Origin of the sequence: Pseudomonas urmiensis, from assembly GCF_014268815.2 — a bacterium.
Classification (GTDB): domain Bacteria; phylum Pseudomonadota; class Gammaproteobacteria; order Pseudomonadales; family Pseudomonadaceae; genus Aquipseudomonas; species Aquipseudomonas urmiensis.
The window spans coordinates 5133872-5157752 of record NZ_JABWRE020000001.1 but is presented as its reverse complement, the minus strand read 5'-3'; the positions used below and the strand labels follow the sequence as shown (position 1 = coordinate 5157752).

At 61.8% G+C, this 23881-nt stretch carries 23 protein-coding genes; 16 read left to right on the top strand and 7 right to left on the bottom strand.

Annotation, left to right across the window (positions count from 1 at the left end; genetic code table 11):
- The first annotated feature begins 65 nt into the window (after positions 1-65).
- The 5 genes from HU737_RS23365 (at position 66) to HU737_RS23345 (ending at position 3586) form a co-directional block, all read left to right on the top strand.
- The gene (locus HU737_RS23365; protein WP_186557709.1) at positions 66-278 is read left to right on the top strand and encodes a DUF1127 domain-containing protein; all 213 of its coding nucleotides are present in this window, start codon (positions 66-68) and stop codon (positions 276-278) included.
- A gap of 295 nt (positions 279-573) precedes the next feature.
- On the top strand, positions 574-891 hold the full coding sequence (locus tag HU737_RS23360) for a DUF2388 domain-containing protein (RefSeq protein ID WP_186557708.1): 318 nt from the start codon (positions 574-576) through the stop codon (positions 889-891).
- Between the two features lie 88 nt (positions 892-979).
- Complete coding sequence (locus HU737_RS23355; RefSeq protein WP_186557707.1) at positions 980-1273, top strand: DUF2388 domain-containing protein; 294 nt, start codon at positions 980-982, stop codon at positions 1271-1273.
- 37 nt (positions 1274-1310) lie between these two features.
- A complete protein-coding gene (locus HU737_RS23350) occupies positions 1311-1631 on the top strand; it encodes a DUF2388 domain-containing protein (protein WP_186557706.1) in 321 nt (106 codons plus the stop codon).
- Complete coding sequence (locus tag HU737_RS23345; protein WP_186557705.1) at positions 1628-3586, top strand: DUF7844 domain-containing protein; 1959 nt, start codon at positions 1628-1630, stop codon at positions 3584-3586. Before HU737_RS23350 ends, HU737_RS23345 begins: the two co-directional genes overlap by 4 nt.
- An 88-nt stretch (positions 3587-3674) precedes the next feature.
- On the opposite strand, the gene HU737_RS23340 is transcribed toward HU737_RS23345, so the two are convergent.
- Entirely contained in the window at positions 3675-4076 is a 402-nt protein-coding gene (locus HU737_RS23340) for a GFA family protein (protein WP_186557704.1), read from the bottom strand.
- A gap of 267 nt (positions 4077-4343) precedes the next feature.
- Between HU737_RS23340 and HU737_RS23335 the strand changes: the two genes are divergently transcribed.
- From HU737_RS23335 to HU737_RS23295, 9 genes are all read left to right on the top strand, one after another.
- Positions 4344-5651, top strand: a complete 1308-nt coding sequence (locus HU737_RS23335) for a CitMHS family transporter (protein WP_186557703.1) — start codon at positions 4344-4346, stop codon at positions 5649-5651.
- Between the two features lie 66 nt (positions 5652-5717).
- Positions 5718-6488, top strand: a complete 771-nt coding sequence (locus tag HU737_RS23330) for a TerC family protein (protein ID WP_186557702.1) — start codon at positions 5718-5720, stop codon at positions 6486-6488.
- A 235-nt stretch (positions 6489-6723) separates the two neighbouring features.
- The gene (locus HU737_RS23325; protein ID WP_186557701.1) at positions 6724-8382 is read left to right on the top strand and encodes a Na/Pi cotransporter family protein; all 1659 of its coding nucleotides are present in this window, start codon (positions 6724-6726) and stop codon (positions 8380-8382) included.
- A gap of 30 nt (positions 8383-8412) precedes the next feature.
- The gene (locus HU737_RS23320) at positions 8413-9819 is read left to right on the top strand and encodes a M16 family metallopeptidase (RefSeq protein WP_186557700.1); all 1407 of its coding nucleotides are present in this window, start codon (positions 8413-8415) and stop codon (positions 9817-9819) included.
- Positions 9820-10007: 188 nt separating this feature from the next.
- On the top strand, positions 10008-11030 hold the full coding sequence (locus HU737_RS23315; protein ID WP_186557699.1) for a DUF5924 family protein: 1023 nt from the start codon (positions 10008-10010) through the stop codon (positions 11028-11030).
- Between the two features lie 134 nt (positions 11031-11164).
- The gene (locus tag HU737_RS23310) at positions 11165-12298 is read left to right on the top strand and encodes an ABC transporter permease (protein WP_186557698.1); all 1134 of its coding nucleotides are present in this window, start codon (positions 11165-11167) and stop codon (positions 12296-12298) included.
- Positions 12295-13089 (top strand): ABC transporter ATP-binding protein, encoded by a 795-nt coding sequence (locus HU737_RS23305; RefSeq protein WP_186557697.1) that lies wholly within the window; start codon positions 12295-12297, stop codon positions 13087-13089. The genes HU737_RS23310 and HU737_RS23305 overlap by 4 nt, the downstream gene beginning before the upstream one ends.
- A 3-nt stretch (positions 13090-13092) precedes the next feature.
- Positions 13093-14031: an MlaD family protein gene (locus tag HU737_RS23300; protein WP_186557696.1), complete on the top strand. Its 939-nt coding sequence runs from the start codon at positions 13093-13095 to the stop codon at positions 14029-14031.
- Complete coding sequence (locus tag HU737_RS23295; protein WP_186557695.1) at positions 14028-14648, top strand: ABC-type transport auxiliary lipoprotein family protein; 621 nt, start codon at positions 14028-14030, stop codon at positions 14646-14648. Before HU737_RS23300 ends, HU737_RS23295 begins: the two co-directional genes overlap by 4 nt.
- Here the strand turns inward: HU737_RS23295 and HU737_RS23290 are convergent.
- The 6 genes from HU737_RS23290 to HU737_RS23265 all read right to left on the bottom strand — a co-directional run bounded on the left by HU737_RS23290 (position 14630) and on the right by HU737_RS23265 (position 20484).
- Complete coding sequence (locus HU737_RS23290) at positions 14630-15859, bottom strand: nucleoside recognition domain-containing protein (RefSeq protein WP_186557694.1); 1230 nt, start codon at positions 15857-15859, stop codon at positions 14630-14632. The two genes, HU737_RS23295 and HU737_RS23290, sit on opposite strands and share 19 nt — an antisense overlap.
- Positions 15860-16280: 421 nt before the next feature.
- On the bottom strand, positions 16281-17618 hold the full coding sequence (gene gltP, locus HU737_RS23285; protein ID WP_186553215.1) for a glutamate/aspartate:proton symporter GltP: 1338 nt from the start codon (positions 17616-17618) through the stop codon (positions 16281-16283).
- Between the two features lie 902 nt (positions 17619-18520).
- Entirely contained in the window at positions 18521-18991 is a 471-nt protein-coding gene (locus HU737_RS23280) for an inhibitor of vertebrate lysozyme family protein (RefSeq protein WP_186553214.1), read from the bottom strand.
- A gap of 3 nt (positions 18992-18994) precedes the next feature.
- On the bottom strand, positions 18995-19156 hold the full coding sequence (locus HU737_RS23275) for a DUF1328 domain-containing protein (protein ID WP_003252966.1): 162 nt from the start codon (positions 19154-19156) through the stop codon (positions 18995-18997).
- A gap of 42 nt (positions 19157-19198) precedes the next feature.
- Positions 19199-19486, bottom strand: a complete 288-nt coding sequence (locus tag HU737_RS23270; RefSeq protein WP_186553213.1) for a hypothetical protein — start codon at positions 19484-19486, stop codon at positions 19199-19201.
- A gap of 176 nt (positions 19487-19662) precedes the next feature.
- Entirely contained in the window at positions 19663-20484 is an 822-nt protein-coding gene (locus tag HU737_RS23265; protein ID WP_186553212.1) for a BON domain-containing protein, read from the bottom strand.
- A gap of 209 nt (positions 20485-20693) precedes the next feature.
- On the opposite strand from HU737_RS23265, the gene algB reads away from it, so the two are divergent.
- Both algB and HU737_RS23255 read left to right on the top strand, forming a co-directional pair.
- Complete coding sequence (gene algB / locus HU737_RS23260; protein ID WP_186553211.1) at positions 20694-22040, top strand: sigma-54-dependent response regulator transcription factor AlgB; 1347 nt, start codon at positions 20694-20696, stop codon at positions 22038-22040.
- A complete protein-coding gene (locus tag HU737_RS23255) occupies positions 22037-23815 on the top strand; it encodes a KinB sensor domain-containing domain (RefSeq protein ID WP_186553210.1) in 1779 nt (592 codons plus the stop codon). Before algB ends, HU737_RS23255 begins: the two co-directional genes overlap by 4 nt.
- Positions 23816-23881 lie beyond the last annotated feature (66 nt).

Genomic DNA, 23881 nt, shown 5'->3' with positions numbered 1-23881 from the left:
AGGAGGATCATTGGCATCAGTTAAATCACTACCTAATGCCGCCACAAGCGGAAGGATGAAACATCATGGAACGCACCCTCAGTTCCGGTCTGGTTTTTGAAAACAACGCTCAATCCAACGCTTCGCTGCCACTGCGCGCTTTCTCCACGCTTCTGCTGTGGCAACGCCGCATCGCCAGCCGCCGTCAGCTGGCCCGCCTGGATGGTCGCCTTCTGGCTGACGCCGGCATCAGCGAGTCGCAGCGTTACGAAGAGCTGAGCAAGCCTTTCTGGCGCTAAGCACCGGCTAGCCGGTTTCGGCCGGCACCGAGAATTCCAAAAACCCGTTGCAGGGAACTGCGACGGGTTTTTTGTTTCAAAGGTGCGAATTAGAGCGCCTTGCAGCATGACCAATACAGTTTCATAGAAATAAAAAAATACCAGTACAATTGTATTGCTGACCGCCCGCGTCACATCCAGAAACAGCAACGCGTGTTACGCTTACTTGAACGGCTCATTAAATAAAGTACCGTGATGAGCCTAGCGAGCGTCCGATAACCAGAACCATCTTGACCCTATGCAGGAGTCTCCGACCATGTCCCGTAACCACCTGTTTGGCGCCGCCCTGTTGTTGGCCTTGGCCGGCACTGCCAACGCCACTAGCTTCATCGTTACCACCGATGCGGTCGTAGGTGCAGTTGCCGCCTCTACTGATGCCACCTCCGATGTCTCCTCGTCGTTCCGTGACGACAAAATCGTCCAGGCCGCCCGCGACGACGCTGCCAGCTTTGTCGGCAGCCAAGGCGCCATCCGCGGTGCCAAGCTTGAAAGTGCGTTCATTCACATTCGCCAGCAGGCGCCCGCCCTGCAAGCCAGCGACGCACAATTGGCGCAAGCCATCCTCGCGCTCTAACCCGCAGGTTTCATGCCCGGATACACTGGCTCTAGCCGGTGTATCCGCGGTAGCCTTCGCCCTCCAAGCCTAAGCCTTTAGAAGTCCGATGCGTTATCTGTTGCCCTTGCTGTTTGCCCTCGCCGGTATGGGAAGCGCCCATGCCATGGACGTCTCTACCCAGACCCTGGTTGCCAGCGGCTACGTCACCAGTAAAGTGACCAGTGCGCCCTTCGACCGCAAACTGGTCGTGCAGGCTCGCGACGATGCCGCAACGTTTGTCGCAACTGACGGCTCGATCCGCGGTGCTCGCCTGCAAGCAGCGCTGGATACACTGCGCCATGACAGCAGCTATCACTCTGTCGGCGACCTTGAACTGGCAGAAGCAATTCTCGTCCAATAACCATATTCGACTCCCTGTATTCCTTCGGAGATGCTCCATGCGCAAGACGCTGATCGCCGCCACCCTCGGCATGTTGGTAATGGCCGACCTGGCACAGGCACAGACCCTGGTGGCCACCAGCAACATCATCGTGCGGGCCTTTGGCCGTTCGATCGATTTCACCTCGGACACCACCACTTCGATTCGCGACTCGAAAATCGTCCAGGATGCCCATGACGACGCCGCCAGCTTCGTCGCCAGCAAAGGCGATATCCGCGGCGCGCAGCTAGAAGCCGCCTTCACCACCATTCGCCATCGCGTGCCTGAGGCGCGTGATGCCAGCGATCAGGTACTGGCCGAAGCCATCCTGGCCCTGTGAAGCACATGCGTGCCTGGTTGCTCGGCTGCGTCCTGACGCTGCTGGGCATGCCTGCGCTAGCCGACCTGCAGCTCGATCTGCAGGCGTCCGGGCTTGATCAGCAACAACAGCAAGCCACCCAGGCCTTGCTCGATGAGGCCTTGGCCAAACTCCCCCCCCGCTTCAAGCAACAGCTCGACCGCCGTATCCAAGTCAGTTGGAGCGAGCGCATGCCCGCTGATGCCTATGGTCAGGCTTCGCTGGTGTCCACCCTCGAGCTGAACCGCCGGCTATTGCCCGGCCTGGTCGATGGCAGCGCTGCCCACGAGCGTACCAACCGTCCGCATGGCACTGTGCGGCAAGAACTACTGGCCACAGTCCTCCACGAACTGACCCATATCTACGACCGCGCCCGTCTCTGGCCGACCCAGGAGCGGTTGATGATCGCCCGCTGCAAGCGCCAGCAGGACACCCTCGGCAAGATCGGCCTGCCGCAAGACTGCCGTGGACAAGCCGAGCGCCGCTTCACCTTGAGCGATGATCCACGCCTACTCGACCTGGCTGGCTGGCAGCAGTACGTTGGCCGACGCGGAGAGCGCGAACAGCACAACGCCCAGGTGGTGCGCAGCCCCGACAGTTATGAGCTGAGCAGCCCCAAGGAATACATTGCGGTCAACATGGAGTACTTCCTGCTTGACCCCAGCTATGGTTGCCGCCGCCCGGCACTGAACCAGTACCTGCAGCAGCACTTTGCCTGGACTCCACAGCAAACCCCGTGCGCCAAAGGCTTGCCATTCATCAATGCCGGCAACGACTTCGCCCGCCAACCTCTGGGCGAGATCGACCCGGAGCGGGTTTATGAAGTTGACTACCTGCTCGCCGAAGCCAACCAGAACCTGGTCAGCCGCTGGGGCCACAGCATGCTGCGCCTGGTCATCTGCGCACCCGGTCGACCGCGGGGTCCGGATTGCCGGTTGGACCTGGACCAGCACCTGGTGCTGTCCTACCGGGCGTTCGTCAATGACGTGCAGCTGTCCAGCTGGGACGGCCTGGTTGGCGCTTATCCGTCACGGCTGTTCGTACTGCCGCTGGGTCAGGTGATCGACGAATACACCAAGACCGAGCTGCGCAGCCTGGCCTCGGTGCCGCTGCGGCTCAACCGCGACGAGGTCGAGAACCTGGTTCGCCAAGCGGCGGAGATGCACTGGAGCTACGACGGCAATTACTGGTTCCTGTCCAACAACTGCGCAGTTGAAGGCCTCAAGCTGCTGCGCAGCGGGACGGCCAATCCGACCCTGAACGACCTCGACAGCATCATGCCCAACGGCCTGCTCGCGGTGCTCAAGGGCCGCGGCCTGGCCGATACCAGCGTGCTCGACGATCCCCGTGAGGCCCTGCGCCTGGGGTATCGCTTCGACTCCTATCGTGATCGCTACCAGGCCATGTTCGATGTGCTTAGAAAGCAGTTACCGGTCAAGCAAGAGAAGGTCGAGGACTGGCTCGCCCTGGATGCCGACCAGCGCCGGCCATGGTTCGCGCGCGCCGACCTGCGTACCAGTGCCGCATTGTTGCTGCTAGAGCAGGCTGCGCTGCGCCAGCAATTGCTGTTGGCTCAGGATGAAGTGAAGCAGCGTTACCTGAATGCCACCGCGCTCAAGGACGGCAGCATCGATAAAGCCAATCAGACCCTGCAGCAGATGCTGGCCAACAGCGGCTTCCTCAGCCGACCGGCAGAATTGCTGGGCACCGACGGCTATGGTTTGCCGCAGCCAGAAGAGCGTAAGCAACTGGAAAAGGTCAGCAGTGAGCGCCAGGCGCAGCTGCTACGCCTGAGCACCGACCTGGATAAAGAGGTGAGGGCGCTGCTCGATCCGACCCGGGCCAAGGCGATTGCGGCGGTCGAGGCGAACGTGAAGCAGATTGGCCAACACCTGCGGGAGCTGCACAAGGCTGCCGGTGGCTTGCAGTTGCCCTGAAGGCCTGAGCCTTTTGTGGTCAGTTCAGGCCTTATCGCGGGGCAAGCCCGCTCCCAAGCTCGCCCCGCGTTAAGGCCACAGAGCCAAATTAGAGACGCTCCTCAGCCTCACCCGGCAACTGCTCATCCAGATGCAGCCAAGGCAACCGGCTACTGGTCCAGATGTGCCGGGTGGCCCGTACGTTCTCTGGATGATCCAGGGTCGCCACGGTCACATCGATGGTCTGCGGGCTGTGCACAGTACTCAGCGCCAGATGCGCGCCACAGTCGCCGCAAAAAAACCGGCTGCACGTGGTCGGTGCCACATACATCCGCGGCCTGCCCTTGAGCCATCGAAAACCACTGCGCGGCAGGGTCAACCAGGTCACCACCAACCCGCCGCTGACCCGCCGACAGATCGAGCAGTGGCAATGAGCGATGTCGGTCAGATCCCCTTCCAAGCGATAGCGCAGGGCGCCGCAATGGCAGCCGCCCTCGTAAAAATCGGACATGATTACCTCTCGTCACCTTTGCCGTAGCGAAAGCTGGCTGAAAGCTTGCGCTCATAGGATAGCCCCACTACCGGCACAAGACCGGTAAGCCAGGGCCCCCGGATTGTTCCGCGCCCGGCCCAATCGACAACAACAATGGTGATTCTGATGTATTCCTGTGCCCGCCTTCTCGCAGTCCCTCTCCGGCTATTCCACGCACAGCGCCCCACGCGCTGATTCGCCCGAAGCGTCTTTTCTCTTTCGCCGCGCCACGCCTGGAGTATCGCCATGCTGACCTTCCTCGGCTTTGCCATGGTCATCACCTTCATGTACCTGATCATGACCAAGCGCCTGTCGGCCTTGATCGCCCTGATCCTGGTTCCGATCCTGTTCGCCCTGTTCGGTGGTTTCTCCTCCGATATCGGCCCGATGATGCTGCAAGGCATCAGCAAGCTTGCGCCTACCGGCGTGATGCTGATGTTCGCCATTCTCTACTTTGCGCTGATGATCGACTCCGGCCTGTTCGATCCGGCCGTGCGCCTGATCCTCAAGGCGGTCAAAGGCGACCCACTGAAAGTCTCGGTCGGCACCGCCGTGCTGGCGTTGGTGGTATCGCTCGACGGTGACGGCGCCACCACCTACATGATCTGCTGCGCAGCGATGTTGCCGCTGTACAGCCGCTTAGGCATGAGCCCACGGATCATGGCCGGCTTGATCATCCTGGCCGGCGGGGTGATGAACATGACCCCTTGGGGTGGCCCGACTGCCCGCGCCGCAAGCGCCCTGCATGTCGATCCGTCGGACATCTTCGTGCCGATGATCCCGGCCATGGCCTTCGGCGTGATCGCCATCCTGGCCATCGCCTACATGTACGGCAAACGTGAGCGGGCTCGCCTGGGTGAGCTGCACCTGCCGACCGATGACATCGACCACAGCGGCATCAGCGTTTCGCAGTTCCCAGAAGCACGCCGGCCAAAACTGATCTGGTTCAACGGCGCCCTGACCCTGGTCCTGATGATTGCCCTCATCGCAGGTCTGCTGCCGCTGCCGGTACTGTTCATGGTGGCCTTCAGTATTGCCATGATCGTCAACTACCCATGCCTGCAACAGCAGAAGGACCGCATCGCCGCCCACTCCGGTAGCGTCCTGGCCGTGACCGGGTTGATCTTCGCCGCGGGCATCTTCACCGGCATCCTGTCCGGCACCGGCATGGTCGATGCCATGTCCAAGAGCCTGCTGGCGGTGATTCCGGATGCGCTCGGCCCGTACCTGGCGGTAATCACGGCGATCGTCAGCATGCCGTTCACCTTCTTCATGTCCAACGATGCCTTCTACTACGGTGTGTTGCCGGTGCTGGCCGAAGCCGCCAGCCACTACGGCATCACCCCGGTGGAAATGGCCCGTGCGTCGATCGTCGGACAACCGGTACACCTGCTCAGCCCGCTGGTACCCTCAACCTACCTGCTGGTCGCACTGGCCGGGATCGAGTTCGGTGATCATCAGCGCTTCACGCTCAAGTGGGCAGTGCTGGTGTGCATGTGCATAATGCTCGGCGCATTGCTCCTGGGGACTTTCCCACTGTTCAGCAGTCTGTAAATACATACGCCCTACAGCGATGCGCCCTACCGGGCGCATCGCCTTTTAACGTTCGAAGGAATACACATGGAATGGCTGACCAGCCCGGAAATCTGGGTTGCCTTTTTCACCCTGACGGCACTTGAGATCGTTCTCGGTATCGACAACATCATCATGATCTCGATCCTGGTCAGCCGCATGCCCAAGCACATGCAGCCACGTACCCGGATCTTCGGCCTGGCCCTGGCCATGGTCACGCGCATCCTGCTGCTGCTCTCGATTACCTGGGTCATGCGCCTGACTGCCGATCTGTTCGAAGTGTTCGGCCAAGGCATCTCCGGTCGCGACCTGATCCTGTTCTTCGGTGGCCTGTTCCTGCTGTGGAAAAGCTCCCAGGAGATCTACCACGGCCTGGAAGGTGAAGACGAAAACCCCGAAGAGCCAAAGGGCGCGGGTGGCAAGTTCATCTACACCATCATCCAGATCGCCATCATCGACATCGTGTTCTCGCTGGACTCGGTGATCACTGCCGTAGGCATGGTCTCGCACGTACCGGTGATGATCGCCGCGATCGTCGTGGCAGTGCTGGTGATGATGCTCTGCGCCGGTGCCATCAGTAATTTCATCGACAAGCACCCTTCGCTGAAGATGCTCGCACTTTCGTTCCTGATCGTCGTCGGTACGGTGCTGATCGCCGAATCCTTCGACGTGCATGTGCCAAAAGGCTACGTGTACTTCGCCATGGCCTTCTCGCTGGCGGTGGAAGCGATCAACATTCGCATGCGCACGGCGCGGGCACGCAAACGCGGCGAAGAGCACGATGCGGTGAAACTGCGCAAGGACATCCCTGGTCAATAAGCTCAGGCGCGCAATCAAGAAAGGCCCTCCGGGGCCTTTTTTCGTTCCTGCCCCTGGGCAAGCGCAGGGCGCTCGCGTGTTTCAAATATGTTTCAGCCATGCCAAGCTGGCGTCAGCTGGGTAAAACAACTAAAGCTTGAGTGAGCACTGGAAAAAACCGCCCACCCCCGGGCCAGGCTCACGGCTTCACCCATTGGCCCCGCGTTGGGGCAACAGCAACAGGGGGGCCTCGTACATGCTGACCTTGCTCAATCTGCTTTCCGCCGTGGCATTGCTAGTGTGGGGCACGCATATCGTGCGTACCGGCATCCTGCGGGTCTACGGCTCCAACCTGCGCCGGGTGCTCAGCCAGAACATGAGCAAGCGCCCGCTGGCATTTCTCGCCGGTATCGTGGTGACCGCCATGGTGCAGAGCAGCAACGCCACCGCCATGCTGGTGACCTCCTTCGTCGGCCAGGGCCTGATGGCGATGACCCCGGCGTTAGCCATCATGCTCGGCGCCGACGTAGGTACCGCGCTGATGGCCCGGGTGTTGACCTTCGACCTGTCGTGGCTGTCGCCGCTGCTGCTGTTTGTCGGGGTGATTTTCTTTCTCTCGCGCAAACAGACCCGCCTCGGCCAGATGGGCCGCGTGGCGATCGGCCTGGGCCTGATCATCCTGGCCCTGCAACTGATCGTCCAGGCCGCGACGCCGATCACCCAGGCGCAAGGGGTGAAGGTCCTGTTTGCCTCGTTGACCGGCGACATTCTGCTCGATGCCCTGGTCGGCGCGCTGTTCGCGATGATTTCCTACTCAAGCCTCGCCGCTGTGCTGCTGACCGCCACCTTGGCCGGCGCCGAACTGATCAGCCTGCCGGTGGCGATTGGCCTGGTGGTCGGGGCCAACATCGGCAGCGGCCTGCTGGCGTTTCTCACCACCAGCATGCAGAACGCTGCTGGCCGGCGAGTCGCACTGGGCAGTCTGCTGTACAAGCTGATCGGCTTACTGCTGATCATCCCCGTCCTGCATCCACTGGTGGAGTGGATGGACAGCCTCAACTTCAGCCCCCAGGAATTGGTAATCGGCTTCCATCTGCTCTACAACACGCTGCGCTGCCTGATCATGCTGCCGACCACCAAGCCCATGGGCCGGTTGTGCAATGCGCTGCTGCCCGAGCGCGAAAATGGCAATGGCCAGATCCGCCCACGCCACTTGGATGCCTCGGCCCTGCAGACCCCCAGCCTGGCCCTGGCCAACGCCGCGCGCGAGACCCTGCGCCTGGGCGATATCGTCGACAGCCTGCTGGAAGCCATGCTCGGCGCCCTGCGCGGCACCCAGACCGCACTCCCGCAACAGGTCCGTGCGCTCGCTGAGGATGCCGAGGCGCTCTACAGCGCAATCAAACTGTACCTGGCGCAAATGTCGCGCGAAGACTTGAGCGAACAAGACAACCGCCGCTGGGCCGAGATCATCGAACTGGCCATCAACCTCAAGCTGGCCAGCGACCTGATCGAGCGCATGCTGCGCAAAGTGCAGCAGCAGAAGACCTCGCAGCGCCGCGAGTTTTCCCAGGTCGGCCTGGAAGAGCTGACCGGCCTGCAAGAACAGCTGCTGGCCAACCTGCGCCTGGGCCTGTCGGTGTTTCTCAGTGCCGACCCAGAGAGCGCCCACCTGCTGCTGCGCGAAAAACGCCGTTTTCGCGCCCAGGAACGGCGTTTGGCCCACGCTCATGTCAGCCGATTGCAACGCAAGGTAGTGCAAAGTATCGAGACCAGTTCGCTACACTTGGAGCTGATCGCCGATATGAAGCGTTTGAACTCTTTGTTCTGCAGCAGTGCCTATGTGGTACTAGGCGGCTCGGACACCGGCGGCTTGTTGCTCGACAGCGTACCGGACGAAGCCCGCCAGCCTTGAACCCGCACTACCGGAGACCCAAGCTCGCCCATGCGTAGCCTGATGTTCGTTTGCCTACTGATCTGCAGCCTGCCGTCGCTGGCCCTCGACCGCTCGAAGGTGGAGGGCTACCTGCTGCCCAATGGCTTGCAGGTGATCCTCAAATCCGGCTATGAGCGCGACCATGTGGCGATTCGCCTGGTGGTGGGGGTGGGCCTGGACGACTTCGAGTGTGACCAGCGCGAACTGCCGCACCTGCTCGAACACCTCCTGTTCAGCGGTATCGACGAAACCGGCGAGGGCGGCCTGGAGGAGCGCATGCAGGCCCTGGGCGGAGAATGGAACGCCTATACCAGCAGCGCCGACACCACCTTCGTCATCGAGGCGCCGGCGCGCAACCAGCGCAAAGTGCTCGACCTGCTACTGGCAGCGATCCGCGATACCCAGATCGACGCCAAAGCCCTGGCCACGGCAAAGAAGATCATCGAGCGAGAAGATGGCGGCCACTATGGCCACCTGCAACGCTGGCTCGACCGCCAGGACATCGGCCACCGTGCCAGCGACCAGCTGGCGGTTGAACTAGGGCTGAAATGCCCGGCACGCTCTGACCTTGACGACATGACCCTGGAGCAGGTCCAGGCCCTGCGCGAGCATTGGTATGCGGCCAACAACATGAGCCTGATCATCGTTGGCGGTCTTGACCGCCTGCTTCCGGCCTACCTGGAGCGCACCTATGGCGAGCTGCCAGCGATCGAGCCTGGCGAGCGGCGCAATCTGGACAGCATCAGCCAACAGGCCGAGCAACGCCGCGACCTCACCCGTGGCTGGCTGGGCGACAGCGTGAAACTGCACTGGCTGTTCATCGAGCCGACGCTGGACAACGACCACGACCAGACCCTCGACCTGCTTTCGCGCTACCTGGACTGGGCCTTGTACGACCAGCTACGGCTGCGCCATGGTTTGTCCTACGGACCGTCGGTGCAGCGCGAGAGCTTTGGCGACAGCGGCATGCTCAGCCTCAACGCCGACCTGGAACGCCAGGATGTCGATAAGGCGGTGAAAGTGCTGCAGGAGTTGTTCGACCACCTGCGCAAGAACGGCCTCGACCCCGATACTTTCTCCCGAATCAAAGAGCTCGCCATCGCCCGGGAAAGCTGGTCGAGCCAGGGCAACAGCGCGCTGGCCGACTACTACTGGGGCGCACTGAACAATTACACCGACGGGCGCTTTACCGATCCGATCCGGCAACTGCGCAAGGTCAGCCTCAAACAGGCTGACGCGGCGCTGCGTGAGCTGCTCAAGGATCCGGGCTACCTGCGCATCGAGAAGCCGCTGCTTGGCTATGACGAGCTCTATGGGCTGGTGGCGTTGTTGTTGGGGCTGATCCTTGCTGTCGGCTTGCTACGCCGGCGCCGCCATCCGCCCACGCGGCCCAGTGGCGCTACACGGGACGGCTGATTCGGCGGTATCCTGTAGCGGCCGAAGATCCTGGGTCCGCTGCGCGGCCCTTCGCGGGCAAGCCCGCTCCCACAGGGACAGCGCCACTCTGAACATGCGCGCTGATACCTGTGGCAGTGCTTGACCGCGAAGAGGCCGGTGCGGCCGCCAGAGATCTTGGCTTCATCCGCCCATATCAGTAGCTACCCATGCCCCCCATCCCCCAATTCATCCAGCGCGTGATCGAACTGCTCAAGCGCTACCCCGGCATCATCGCGCTTGGCGGTTTCCTTTCGGGGATCGGCAGCTTCATTCTGGTCGACCGCCAGGCCGGCCTGGCCAGTTGGGTGGCTATCCTGATGCTGGTCAGCTGGCTTTGGCTGATGCTGGAGAACACCCTCACCGGGCTGTTCACCCGCGCCTTCAAGCGCGAAATCCCGCAGCCACTGCTGCGCTATGCGACGCAGATGATCCACCAGGAAAGCCTGTTCTTCGTCTTGCCGTTCTTCTTCATCACCACCACCTGGAACAGCGGCCAGCTGATCTTCACCGGCCTGCTCGGCGCTGCCGGGCTGATCTCGATCATCGATCCGCTGTATTACAAATGGCTGGCACCGCGGCGCTGGTTGTTCATGGCGCTGCACACCCTGACTCTGTTCGCCGCACTGCTGACGGCACTGCCGATCATCTTGCACCTGACCACCGCGCAGAGCTTCAAACTGGCCCTGATCGCGGCCATGGCGCTGTCGTTCCCAAGCCTTGCCAGCAGCTTCCCGATCAATAACTGGCGGCGCGCCGTGGCATTGGTGCTGGTTACCCTGTCGGTCGGTGCTGGCGGCTGGCTGTTGCGCTCGTGGGTGCCACCCGCGACCTTGTGGTTGACCGAGGTGGCGGTCAGCACCGAAGTGCTCAATCGTCAGCCAGGCGCGTCGCTGGAAGAGATCCCGGCCAGCCGCATCAAAGGCAGCGGGCTGTACGCCTACACCGCGATCAACGCACCGCGCGGGCTTAACGAGCGTATCTATCACGTGTGGCAGCTGGACGGTAAAGAGGTCGACCGGATCGCCCTGGATATCCATGGCGGACGCAAAGAGGGCTATCGTGCCTGGACCCACAAGCAGAACTTCCCGCCCAATCCGATCGGCAAGTGGCAGGTGCGGGTGCTGACCGAGGATGGCCAGGTGATCGGTGTAATGCGCTTCAAGGTAGTGAACGACGCGGCGTCGGGCTGACTACAAACCTTATCGCAGCGGCGAGGGGTTGGCCTTGACTGCGCGATAGGGCCAGTGAGCACAGCACCAAGGTGCAATACACTCATGGGCGATGCGCTATGATCTGACCCGTCGCCCCCGCGCCCGTCAGAAGCATGGAGCCCATGACCACACCCAGCGCTACCCTGGACACCAGCAGCCAGCCGGCCTGCCTGCGCATTACCGGTGACTGGACCCTGGCCCACTACGCCGAGCTCAAGCGTACCAGCGAGCAACTGCGTAGCCAGTTCGCCGCCGACGCCATCGCCGACCTGAGCCAACTCGGCCGCCTGGACACCGCCGGTGCCTCGCTACTGGCCGAGTTGCTCGGTTCAGAACGGCTGTCGCACTGCACCAACGACCTGCCCGAAGCCAACCGCGCGCTGCTCAAGACGGTCTACTGCTCGGTGCAGGACTACTGCATCCCGGTCAAGGAAGCCGAGCGGCCGATCCTGATTCTGCTGCTCGATCGGATCGGCCGCGCCGTCGACACCCTGTGGCAAGACACCCGGCAGTTGCTCGGTTTCATCGGCCTGATCATCGAAACCTTGCTGCGCCGCGTGCTGCAACCGCACCGCTGGCGGATCACCCCAGTGGTTGCCCATATCGAACAGACCGGCCTGGACGCTGCGCCCATCGTCGCCCTGTTGACCTTCCTGGTGGGCGCGGTGGTCGCCTTCCTCGGCGCCACGGTGTTGGCGGCCTTTGGCGCGACCATCTTTACCGTCGACCTGGTGGCGTTTTCATTCCTGCGCGAATTCGGCGTACTGCTCACCGCCATCCTCATGGCCGGGCGAACCGCCAGCGCCTTCACCGCACAGATCGGCTCGATGAAAGCCAACGAAGAGATCGACGCCATCCGCACCTTGGGCCTGAACCCGATTGAGCTGCTGGTGGTACCGCGGGTACTGGCGCTGTTGATCTCGCTGCCGCTGCTGACCTTCCTGGCGATGGTCTGCGGCATCGTCGGCGGCGGGGTGGTCTGCGCGCTGTCGCTGGATATCCCGCCGGCCATGTTCCTCTCGTTGCTGCAAAGCGACATCGGCGTACAGCACTTCCTGGTCGGCTTGGCCAAGGCCCCCTTCTTCGCCTTCCTGATCGCTGCCATTGGCTGCCTGGAGGGCTTCAAGGTCAGTGGCAGCGCTGAGTCGGTGGGCGCCCACACGACCTCAAGCGTGGTCCAGTCGATTTTCGTGGTGATCGTTCTGGACGCCGTGGCCGCGCTGTTCTTCATGGAGATGGGCTGGTGACTGGCGTACGAGAAGCTGTGATCGAGGCGCGCGGCCTGTGCAACCGCTTTGGCCGCCAGAGCGTGCACGAGAACCTGGATCTTGACCTGTTCAAGGGCGAGATCCTCGCCGTGGTCGGTGGCTCGGGCAGCGGCAAGTCGGTGCTGCTGCGCAGCATCATCGGCCTGCGCCGGCCCAACGAGGGGTTGGTCAAGGTGTTCGGCCAGGACCTGGCACAACTCAACAATGAGCAACGCTCGTTAGTGGAACGGCGCTTTGGCGTGTTGTTCCAGAAGGGCGCGCTGTTCTCCTCGCTGACCGTCACCGAAAACGTCGCCCTGCCGCTGATCGAGCACGCCGGCCTGTCGCGGGCCGACGCCGAGCACTTGGCCGGGGTCAAACTGGCCCTGGCGGGCCTGCCGATCTCGGCTGCGGACAAATACCCGTCGTCGCTGTCAGGCGGCATGATCAAGCGTGCAGCGCTGGCCCGCGCCTTGGCGTTGGATCCGGATATCCTGTTTCTCGACGAACCCACCGCCGGCCTCGACCCGATTGGCGCAGCGGCGTTCGACCAATTGATCCTGACCCTGCGTGACGCGCTGGGCCTGAGCGTGTTTCTGATCACCCACGATCTTGACACGCTCTACACCATTACCGACCGAATCGCCGTGCTTTCGCAGAAGAAAGTCCTGGTCGCCGGCCCTTTGGCCGAGGTCGAGCAAACCAACGATCCCTGGATCCACGACTATTTTCACGGCCCGCGCGGGCGGGCGGCCGAACAGGCCGCCGCCAGTGCCCGGCAGGAGCGCTGAACCATGGAAACCCGAGCTCATCATGTCTTCATCGGCCTGGTCACCGTACTGGTGGTGGCCGGCGCGCTGCTGTTCGGCCTGTGGCTGACCAAGTCCAGCGTCGACGACACCTTCAAGGACTACCAAGTGGTGTTCAACGAGGCCGTCTCGGGCCTGTCGCGCGGTAGCGCGGTGCAGTACAACGGGATCAAGGTCGGGGACGTCACCACCCTGCGCCTGGACCCGGAAGATCCGCGCCGGGTCCTGGCGCGCATTCGCCTGAGCGCCGACACCCCGGTCAAGCAAGACACCCAAGCCAAGCTGACCCTGGCCGGGGTCACCGGCAACTCGTTCATCCAGCTCACCGGTGGCACCCCGCAAAGCCCCGAGCTCAAGGGCAAGGACGGCAAACTGCCGGTGATCGTCGCTTCGCCTTCGCCAATTTCGCGCCTGCTCAACGACAGCAGCGACCTGGTGACCAACATCAACCTGCTGCTGCACAACGCCAACCAGATGTTCTCCGAAGACAACATCGGCCGCCTGAGCAACACCCTGGCCAATCTGGAGCAAACCACCGGCGCCTTCGCCAGCCAGAAGGGCGGAATCACCCAAGCCATCGAGCAGTTGGGCGAAGTCGGCAAACAAGCCAGCGCCACCCTCGCCGAAACCCAGACGTTGATGCGCAACGCCAACGGCCTGCTGGGCACGCAAGGCAAGCAGGCCTTTGGCAGCGCCGAGCAGGCCATGCAAGCGCTGGCCGAGAGCACCGCGACCATCAACAGCCTGCTCAAGGACAACCGCGAAGCGATCGACGACGGCGCCCAAGGCCTGAACCAGCTGACCCCGGCCATCCGCGAATTGCGCGAAACCCTCAACGCCCTCAAAGGCATCTCGCGCCAACTGGAGGCGGACCCAAGCGGCTACCTGCTGGGTCGCGACAACAACAAGGAGTTCCAGCCATGAACACTTCGCTGCGTCTTGTCACCCTGGCCGCAGCGCTGAGCCTGGCCACGGCCTGCTCGATCCTGCCCAAGAGTGAGCCGGTGGACATCTATCGCCTGCCAGTGAACCAGGCCAGCCGTACAGCCACCCCGCTGGACTGGTCGCTACGCCTGAACAAGCCGCTGGCCAGCGAAGCCCTGGCCGGCGCCCGCATTGCGGTTATCCCGCAAGGCGACATCATCAGCGGCTACAAGGGCGCCCGCTGGAGCGACCCGGTGCCTTTGCTGGTGCGTAACCGCCTGCTCGATGGCTTCCAACGCGATGGCCGAGTGCAGCGCCTGAGCGCCGACGACAGCAACCTGCAGGCGGACTATGAGCTGGCAGGCGAGCTGCAGGCGTTCCAGAGCGAATACCGGCCGGGGGGCGTGGAGGTGCTGATACGTTATGACGCGCGCCTGGTGCAAGGGCGCAGCCAGCGTATTCTTGCTAGCCGGCGCTTCGAGGTGCGTCAGCCGCTGACCACCACCCAAGTATCAGCAGTGATCGCCGGCTTCGGAGCGGCCAGCGACCAACTGATGGCGCAACTGCTGGACTGGACCGTCGCCCAGGCAACTCAGGCTCAGGCGAAGAACCAGTAGCAGACGAAGATCGCCGCGATCACCCCGGACAGTTCGGCCAGCAGGGCGCAACCCACCGCGTGACGCACGCGCTGGATACCCACCGCGCCGAAATACACTGCCAACACGTAGAAGGTGGTTTCGGTACTGCCCTGGATGGTCGCCGCCACCAAGGCTGGGAAGCTATCGACGCCATGGGTCTGCATGGTCTCGATCAGCATCGCCCGCGCCGCGCTGCCAGAGAATGGTTTGACCAGCGCGGTCGGCAGGCCCTCGACGAAGCGAGTGTCCATGCCCATCCACTCCACGGCGTGGCGGATGCCATCCAAAGCCAGCTCAAGGGCGCCCGAGGCCCGCAGCACACCCACTGCACAAAGCATCGCCACCAAGTAGGGCAGCAGGTTCTTGGCGACGTCGAAGCCTTCCTTGGCGCCTTCGACGAAGGTTTCATACACCTTGACCCGTCGCAGCGCGCCGATCACCAGGAACAAGATGATGATGCCGAACAGGGTCAGGTTGCCAAGGATCGACGACAGGCTGGCCAGCGCCGCCGCCGACAGCGTGCCGAGGAAGGCCATGAAGCAGCCCAGCAGCAGCGCACCGGGGATCAGGTAGGCGAGCACCACCGGGTCCCACAGGCGCAGGCGCTGCATGACCGCCACCGAGAGCAGGCCGACCAGTGTCGAGACGCTGGTAGCGAGCAGAATTGGCAGGAACACCATGGTCGGATCAGGTGCGCCTTGCTGCGCGCGGTACATGAAGATGGTGACCGGCAGCAGGGTCAGCGACGAGGCGTTGAGCACCAGGAACAGGATCTGCGCGTTGCTCGCCGTCGTGCTGCTGGGGTTGAGCTCCTGCAAGGCGCGCATGGCCTTCAGGCCGATCGGCGTAGCGGCGTTGTCCAGGCCCAGGCCATTGGCGGCGAAGTTCATGGTGATCAAACCCAGGGCAGGGTGCCCAGGCGGCACTTCAGGCATCAGCCGAGCGAACAGCGGGCCGAGCACCTTGGCCAGCCACTCGACGATACCGGCCTGCTCGGCAATCTTCAGGAAACCCAGCCACAGGGTTAGGGTGCCGAACAGCAGCACCATGACTTCCACCGACAGCTTGGCCATGGCGAAGATGCTCTCGACCATCGCGGCGAAGATCCCCGCGTTGCCGCCGACCAGCCATTGGGCCAGGGCGGAAATGGCCGCCACCAGGAAAAAGCTGAGCCAAAGGCCGTTGAGCATCCGTGTGTTCCCCCGAAAAATGCCTCGAATGATAGCGTACTGATCGACCCGAACGCTGCTTCCACAGTTGCAAGCTAGCGCGAGAAAATTCCTAAGCCTCAAGCCCGCGAGCTGTAAGCGGCTGTCTGGGAGCGGCTGGCGTGGGGCTGGCGTGGGGCTGGCGTGGGGCTGGCGTGGGGCTGGCGTGGGGCTGGCGTGGGGCTGGCGTGGGGCTGGCGTGGGGCTGGCGTGGGGCTGGCGTGGGAGCGGGCTTGCCCCGCGATAGCGTCTACTTGGCCAAATTGCTTAGCCGCGCTGACGCTATCGCGGGGCAAGCCCGCTCCCACGCTACCGACGCCTTTCTCCCACACGACACCACCTGCCGATCTCAAGACAACAAAAAGCCCCGACAAGTCGGGGCTTTTTGTTCAACGCTGAAGGCTTACTGCTTGGCAGTCTCGCCCGCAACGGAAGCGGCGGCTTTGGTACCGGCCATGTGCGGCAGCGAGTTGTAGTACTGCTCGCCTTTGACCGCGTCGTACATGCCTTCCCAACGTGCGATAACCAGGGCAGCCAAGGCGTTGCCGATCACGTTCAGGGCAGTCCGCGCCATGTCCATGATGCGGTCGACACCGGCGATGAACGCCAGGCCTTCCAGCGGGATACCAACACTGCCCAGGGTCGCCAGCAGCACCACGAAGGAAACGCCCGGCACACCCGCGATACCCTTGGAGGTGACCATCAGGGTCAGGACCAGCAACAGCTGTTGGCTCCAGGACAAGTCGATGCCGTACAGCTGGGCAATGAAGATCGCCGCGATGCTCTGGTACAGGGTCGAACCGTCGAGGTTGAACGAGTAACCGGTAGGCACCACGAAGCTGCAGATCGACTTCGGCGCACCGTACTTCTCCATCTTCTCGATCACCCGTGGCAGCACGGTCTCGGAGCTGGAGGTGGAGTAGGCGAGGATCATCTCGTCTTTCATGATGCGCATGATCTTGATGATCGAGAAGCCGAACATCCGCGCCACCAGGCCCAGCACCATGAAGGCGAAGAAGGCGATAGCGAAGTACACCAGCACCACCAGCTTGGCCAGCGGCAGCAGGGACGAGAAGCCGAAGTTGGCGACAGTCACCGCGATCAGGGCGAATACACCGATCGGCGCGTAGTTCATGATCATGTGGGTGACCTTGAACATGGTTTCCGATACGCCCTGGAAGGTGCGTACCAGCGGCTCGCGCAGGTCTGCCTGCAGGCTCGACAGGCCCAGGCCGAACAGTACCGAGAAGAAGATGATCGGCAGCATCTCGCCACGCGCCACGGCTGCGAAGATGTTCGATGGGATCAGGTTGAGCAGGGTCTCGATGAACGCGTGCTCATGCTGCACCTCGGCCGCAGTGGCCTGGTACTTGGAGATGTCCACAGTACCCAGGGTGCTCATGTCGATACCGACACCTGGGTGGAACAGGTTGGCCAGGCCCAGGCCGACGACGATGGCGATGGTGGTCACCACCTCGAAGTAGATGATGGTCTTCAGGCCAATGCTGCCCAGTTTCTTCGCGTCGCCAACCCCGGCGATGCCCACGATCAGCGACGAAATCACGATCGGGACGACGATCATCTTGATCAGGCGAATGAAGATGTCACCGGCTGGCTGCAGAACATTACTGATCCACCATGCCTTTTCTGCACTGAAATGGTTCAGCAGCGCGCCGATTGCAACGCCCAGGACGAGTCCGATGAGGATCTGCCAGGCGAGGCTTAGTTTTGCCTTCTTCATGTCGTTACCTTTTCTTCTAGTGGTCATGGTCGTCGAGCGGAAACGCGCGTTCCAGAGCCTTTAGAAGCATGCTGGGCAGCGAATTTAATCCGTACGACGGCTCCATCGAAGGTCAGCGCAAGCGAGCGTGTCGGCGCTCTGGCTAGCGAAAAAGGCCGCAACTATTGCGATGGAGAGGGAGGCAGTCTAATGCCGGAAACGACTACCCTATACCGATTCGGCATGAGATCAAGGGACAAAAAGTCGCACCCGAAGGGGCTGGATATACGCCGTTCGGATTTCCGAACAAGACCAAAGCGCCATTTTTCGGCCGATTTGGCGGCACTAAAAGGAGGGATCGGATGCCTTGTTCGACAATCCGAATGGTCTAAATGGTACATCGGGCGGGTAGTGCCAGACCCTAAAATAATTCGATGTACGGTCGAGACAAAATGTGTCTTGAAGGCAAATTCCTACAAGCTACACAAAGCCTTCTATATATAGGTGCTTCGGAAGTCAGGTCGGCTTCGGTGCTTGGCAGCCCCGAGCAACCTGATACTTCCGATGCCACCTTGCCTGACCCGGCCCGTGCTCGGAGGTACTCCCTGTACCCCTAGGCCACTCCGATCCTGGAACAATCAGAACAGCCCGGCCCCTTGGTCATGTGCCGCCCCTCCTCGGGGCTGCGCATCATAGAAGCCAGAACCTTAGAAAGGTTCAGCTTCTATAGCGTTACATTGACGTGAACCTTATGCGTACGCTGACGCCTAGGCTCTGTACGAAAAACCTTGATACTTGGTCATGCTGCGTTGAAAACAGCCTCGGAATGCTCATTTACTCCAGTAAAGTCGAGCGCGACTCCGACCGTTCCTCGGCTGTTTTCGCCTTGCCTGACCGGCGTCTCAAGACTTTTCATACAGACCCTAGTACCACTTCGGATCACGCTTGAGCTGCTCTTGCAGCATCGCCTTCATGCCGTCATCCGGCTTGCCCAGCCAACGGTACTGCGCATGGCGGGTGGGCGACTTGTCGGTCGGCAATCCTTCTGGCACCTCTACCAGCATCCCGTAGGCATCGTCCTTGTCCCAGCTGAACGCCACGATCAGGCGTTTATAGGTGCAGTTGTCGTCCGATTCACACAGAGGCCCGACCAAGTACTTGTCGCCATCCTCAGTCACTGCCGACATCTGTTCTTGCGAACTGCCGCTGAGGTTGATGACCCACTCGGGTAAACGCTCCTCGTCTTTGAGGGTGTCCTGCCAGGTCTCACGGTATTCGGGGTCCGTGCCAAGCAACTGGCTGACACGAACCTGGCCGTCATTGGCCGCCATCGCCGCCGCGCTACCGCCCAGAAGCAGGGCGGTAGCCAGGGCTTTGCAAAGCATCCGGCTCATGGTCTAGCCCCTGCCACGTCCGAAGAAGAAGGAAGCCACGAACAGCACCAGGAAGACGATGAACAGGATCTTCGCAATCCCCGTGGCAGCACCGGCGATACCACCGAAGCCCAGCACGGCAGCGACAATGGCGATAATCAGGAAAGTGATAGCCCAACTAAGCATGGTGGTTCTCCTTTCTTTTTTGAAATCGATCCAGCAGGTCGCTTAGAACACCCAGCGGTCCTGCGGTACTACGTTTTCCAGAGTGGCCGGAGAGCTCGCCTTGGCGGTCGGCAGCGGGTCAGCTGCCCTCACCAAGGTGTTGGCACGGGTCGCCTGAATCTGCGTCAACAATGCCGTGTGCGCCGCTACTTGCTCGGCGAGCCGGGCGGTCTGCCAGCTGTAATAGAACTGGCCGGCGGCCAGGGTCACCAGCAGTGCCAGACCGAGGAACAGGAACTGGCGCAGCGGCAAAGCGGTGGACTGTAAGCGGTTGACGGATTGGCGGTTCATGCCGGCTCCTCCTGCTGTGTTCTTATTCAAACTCTGAACAGGTAATTGCAGCCTGCATGCCAGCCTTACAAATTAATAAATATCCTTATAAATCAATTACTTAGTAAGATGAGAGGGGGTCTGCAAGGACGTATCCTGCACGATGACCCTTTTGCCGTCGTGCGATTTGCACGACTTCAGCCCTCCACCTTGGTCGCGATCTTCAACAGGTCAGCATCTACGCCACGTACACCGATGATCTGCCGGGCGATCTCCACGGCGATGGTTTTCTGCTCGCTGCTGACCACCTCGCCCGATAGCCGGACCATTCCTTGCTCGCTGGCAACCTTGATGTTCAGCCCATCCAGATTGCGGCTGAAGCGGTAGCTGCTTTGGATCTTGTCGAGGATCCAGCTATCGCTGGGCTGCGGCCCCGTTGGCGCGCCCACAGGCGTCTCACGAGCCTTGGCCATGGCGGCGGTATCCAGGCTCACCAGGTTGTTGACCAAATGAATACCATCAGTGGTCCGCGCCAGGACACCGGCAAGCTCCTTGGCTTCGACGCTGTCGACCCGTCCGCGCAAAGTCACTACACCCTCGCGACTTTCCACCTCGATCGGGGCCTTTTGCGTGACCCGGCTCCATGCCAGGCGCGAGCGCACAACAGCCGCAAGCGTGGCATCCTCAAGCCGCTGCGCGTAGGCACGCAGCTCCAAGGGGCGCTCGACCAGCTCGGCATTGACCTGCAATTGGTTATCGACCTGCTCGATACCGCGGGTGGCCAGCGCCAGGTGTTCAGCCAATTGGCGCTCCACCTCGCTCTCGACCTCGCCCGTCAAGCGGGCGCGCGCGCCTTCTACATCGACTTCAATACGAAAGGGATTGAGCAAGCGGTTCAGTGACAGGGCGGTTTGCAGCCCTCCTTGCAGACGCGCGTCCTGGATCGGATCGGCCAAGGCCGGCGTGATAACCGACAGCAGACTGGCCGCGAAAACGGCCATACGAGGGGAAAAGCGCATGACTGCACCTCCTTTTGTGACAAAGCTAAAGATCTTCGCAACCCGCGTGCCAGCTGATTTATCGCCTAAAAACTCAATATTTTCAGTTAGTTAGATAAAGAAGCGGCCAGTAGCTAGCATGCAAAGGACAGAATCCTTCAGAATTGACCATGCAACTTGCCCGATCTTTCCGACACTAATTGAGATCAATCCTAAAGGAGCGTAGGAAAATGGAATCTGCCCAGGACAACCAAGGCCGCATCCTGCTGGTGGACGACGAGTCCGCCATCCTGCGAACCTTCCGTTATTGCCTTGAAGATGAAGGCTACAGCGTAGCCACGGCCAACAGCGCCGTGCAGGCTGAGGCGCTGTTGCAGCGGCAGGTGTTCGACTTGTGCTTCCTCGATTTGCGCTTGGGCGAGGACAACGGTCTCGATGTACTGGCCCAGATGCGTATCCAGGCGCCGTGGATGCGGGTGGTCATTGTCACCGCCCATTCGGCTGTGGACACCGCGGTCGATGCTATCCAGGCCGGCGCCGCCGATTACCTGGTCAAACCTTGCAGCCCGGACCAACTGCGCCTGGCCACCGCCAAGCAGCTCGAAGTGCGCCAGTTGTCTGCTCGCCTCGAAGCGCTCGAAGGCGAAGTGCGCAAACCCAAAGACGGCCTCGACTCGCACAGCCCAGCCATGATGGCGGTGCTGGAAACCGCGCGGCAGGTGGCGACCACCGATGCCAACATTCTCATCCTCGGCGAATCCGGCACCGGTAAAGGCGAGCTGGCCCGCGCCATTCACGGCTGGAGCAAGCGTGCACGCAAGGCTTGCGTGACCATCAACTGCCCGTCGCTGAACGCCGAATTGATGGAGAGCGAGCTGTTCGGTCACACCCGCGGTGCCTTCACCGGTGCCAGCGAGAGCACCTTGGGCCGAGTCAGCCAAGCCGACGGCGGCACACTTTTCCTCGATGAGATCGGCGATTTTCCGCTGACTTTGCAGCCAAAACTGCTGCGCTTCATTCAAGACAAGGAATACGAGCGGGTCGGCGATCCGGTCACCCGCCGCGCAGATGTACGCATCCTCGCCGCGACCAACCTCAACCTTGATGACATGGTCCGTGATGGGCGCTTCCGTGAAGACCTGCTGTACCGCCTCAACGTCATCACCCTGCACCTGCCGCCACTGCGTGAACGCAGCGATGACATCCTGACGTTGGCCGAGCGTTTTCTCGCCCGTTTCGTCAAGGAGTACTCGCGACCGGCCCGGGTGTTCAGTGACGAAGCACGTGCGGCGCTGCTCAACTACCGCTGGCCGGGCAACATCCGCGAGCTGCGCAACGTGGTCGAGCGGGCCAGCATCATCTGCCCGCAGGAGCGAGTCGAGATCAGCCACCTGGGCATGGCCGAGCCCACCACCAACAATGCCCCGCGTATCGGCGCCGCGTTGAGCCTGGATGAGCTGGAGCGGGCGCACATCGGTGCAGTGCTGGCTTCCAGTGACACCCTCGATCAAGCAGCGAAGACACTCGGCATCGACGCCTCTACGCTGTACCGCAAGCGCAAGCAATTCAACCTATGAAGTGGCCGATGAAGCTGCGCACGCGGCTTTTCCTTAGCATATCGGCATTGGTCACGGTGGCTTTGCTTGGGCTGTTGCTGGGGTTGGTCAGTGTATTGCAGATGGCCACGGTGCAGCAGCGCTTGGTGCGCGACACCACCCACACCCTCGAGGTCGGGCTCAAGCTCAGGCAAAACCTGGGTGAGCAACTGACCCTGATCCTCGATGAGGACACCGCGCCCAATAGCCTGGTGACCTTGCAGGAGCAGTTCCAGAGCCTGCTCAACCAAGGGTTGGAGCAGGGTGGCGAGCGCACCGGTTTCAGTAAGGCCAGCAGTAACTACCAGACCTTCTTGCAGGCCTACCGCGATAGCCCGGCCCCCTCGCGCAGCATGGGTACCGATCAGCCATTGGGCGCAGCTTTCAGCCAGGTGCGCGTCGACCTGATCGACTCTCACAAACAGGCCTTGGAGCACATCACCCGCAGCGAGGAGCATACCCGCGACCGCGCTCTGCTGGTCAGCGGCCTGCTGGGCCTGATGGGCTTGGCGGTGCTGGTCCTGGGCTTCGTCACCGCGCACAATATCGCCCGCCGCTTCGGCCAGCCGATCGAAGCCTTGGCCAAGGCTGCCGATGAGGTCGGCCAAGGGAATTTCGATGTCACCCTGCCGGTTACCCAGGCCACTGAACTCAACCAGCTGACCCGCCGTTTCGGGATGATGGCCGATGCCTTGCGCAAGCATCAGGCCACCAACATCGATGAGGTGCTGGCTGGCCAGCAACGCTTGCAGGCGGTACTCGACAGTATCGATGACGGCCTGCTGATCATCGATCGCCAAGGCCGCCTGGAACACCTCAACCCAGTTGCCCAACGGCAGCTGGGCTGGGACAGCAGCCGGCTCGGCACGGGTCTGGCCGAGGCGTTGCAACGTCCAGAACTGGAGCAGCAACTGCGCCAGGTCCTGCGTGGCGGCAGCCTGGATCGCCCGCCCGATGACTTGAGCATCGATATCGAGGAAGAAACCCGCCTGCTGACTTACAGCCTGACCCCGGTCAGCCACCCTCAGGGGCCAATCCTCGGTGCAGTGATGGTGCTGCACGATGTCACCGAACAGCGTGCTTTTGAGCGGGTGCGCAGTGAATTCGTCTTGCGTGCCTCGCACGAGCTGCGCACCCCGGTCACCGGTATGCATATGGCCTTTGGCCTGCTGCGCGAACGGGTCAAGTTCCCGCCTGAAGCCCGCGAGAACGACCTGCTCGACACCATCGGCGAAGAAATGCAGCGTCTGACCCAGTTGATCAACGACCTGCTGAATTTCTCTCGCTACCAGAGCGGGCTGCAAAAACTGGAGCTGGCTCACTGTGCGGTCGACGATCTGCTCAAACGTGCCCAAGGGCGTATCGCACCGCAAGCAGCGGATAAGCAGATCGACTTGCTGATCGAGCTCGAGCAGCCACTGCCACGTATCCAGGCCGATGCCGCCCAGCTCGATCGGGTGCTCGATAATCTGTTGCACAACGCCGTGCGCCATACGCCCAGCGGGGGGCGCATCCGCTTGCATGCGCGGCGACATGGCGAGCGGGTGATTGTCAGTGTCGAGGATAATGGCGAGGGTATTGCCTATGGCCAGCAAGGTCGGATCTTCGAGCCATTCGTTCAGGTGGGACGCAAGAAAGGTGGCGCGGGGCTGGGCCTGGCGCTGTGCAAAGAGATCGTCCAGCTGCATGGTGGCCGCATGGGAGTGTTTTCGCGGCCAGGGCAGGGAACGCAGTTCTATATGGCGTTACCGGTTTGAAAGTCGCAGTTATCAATGAGCGCTGTCTTCGCGGGGCAAGCCCGCTCCCACGTTACTCCGGACACC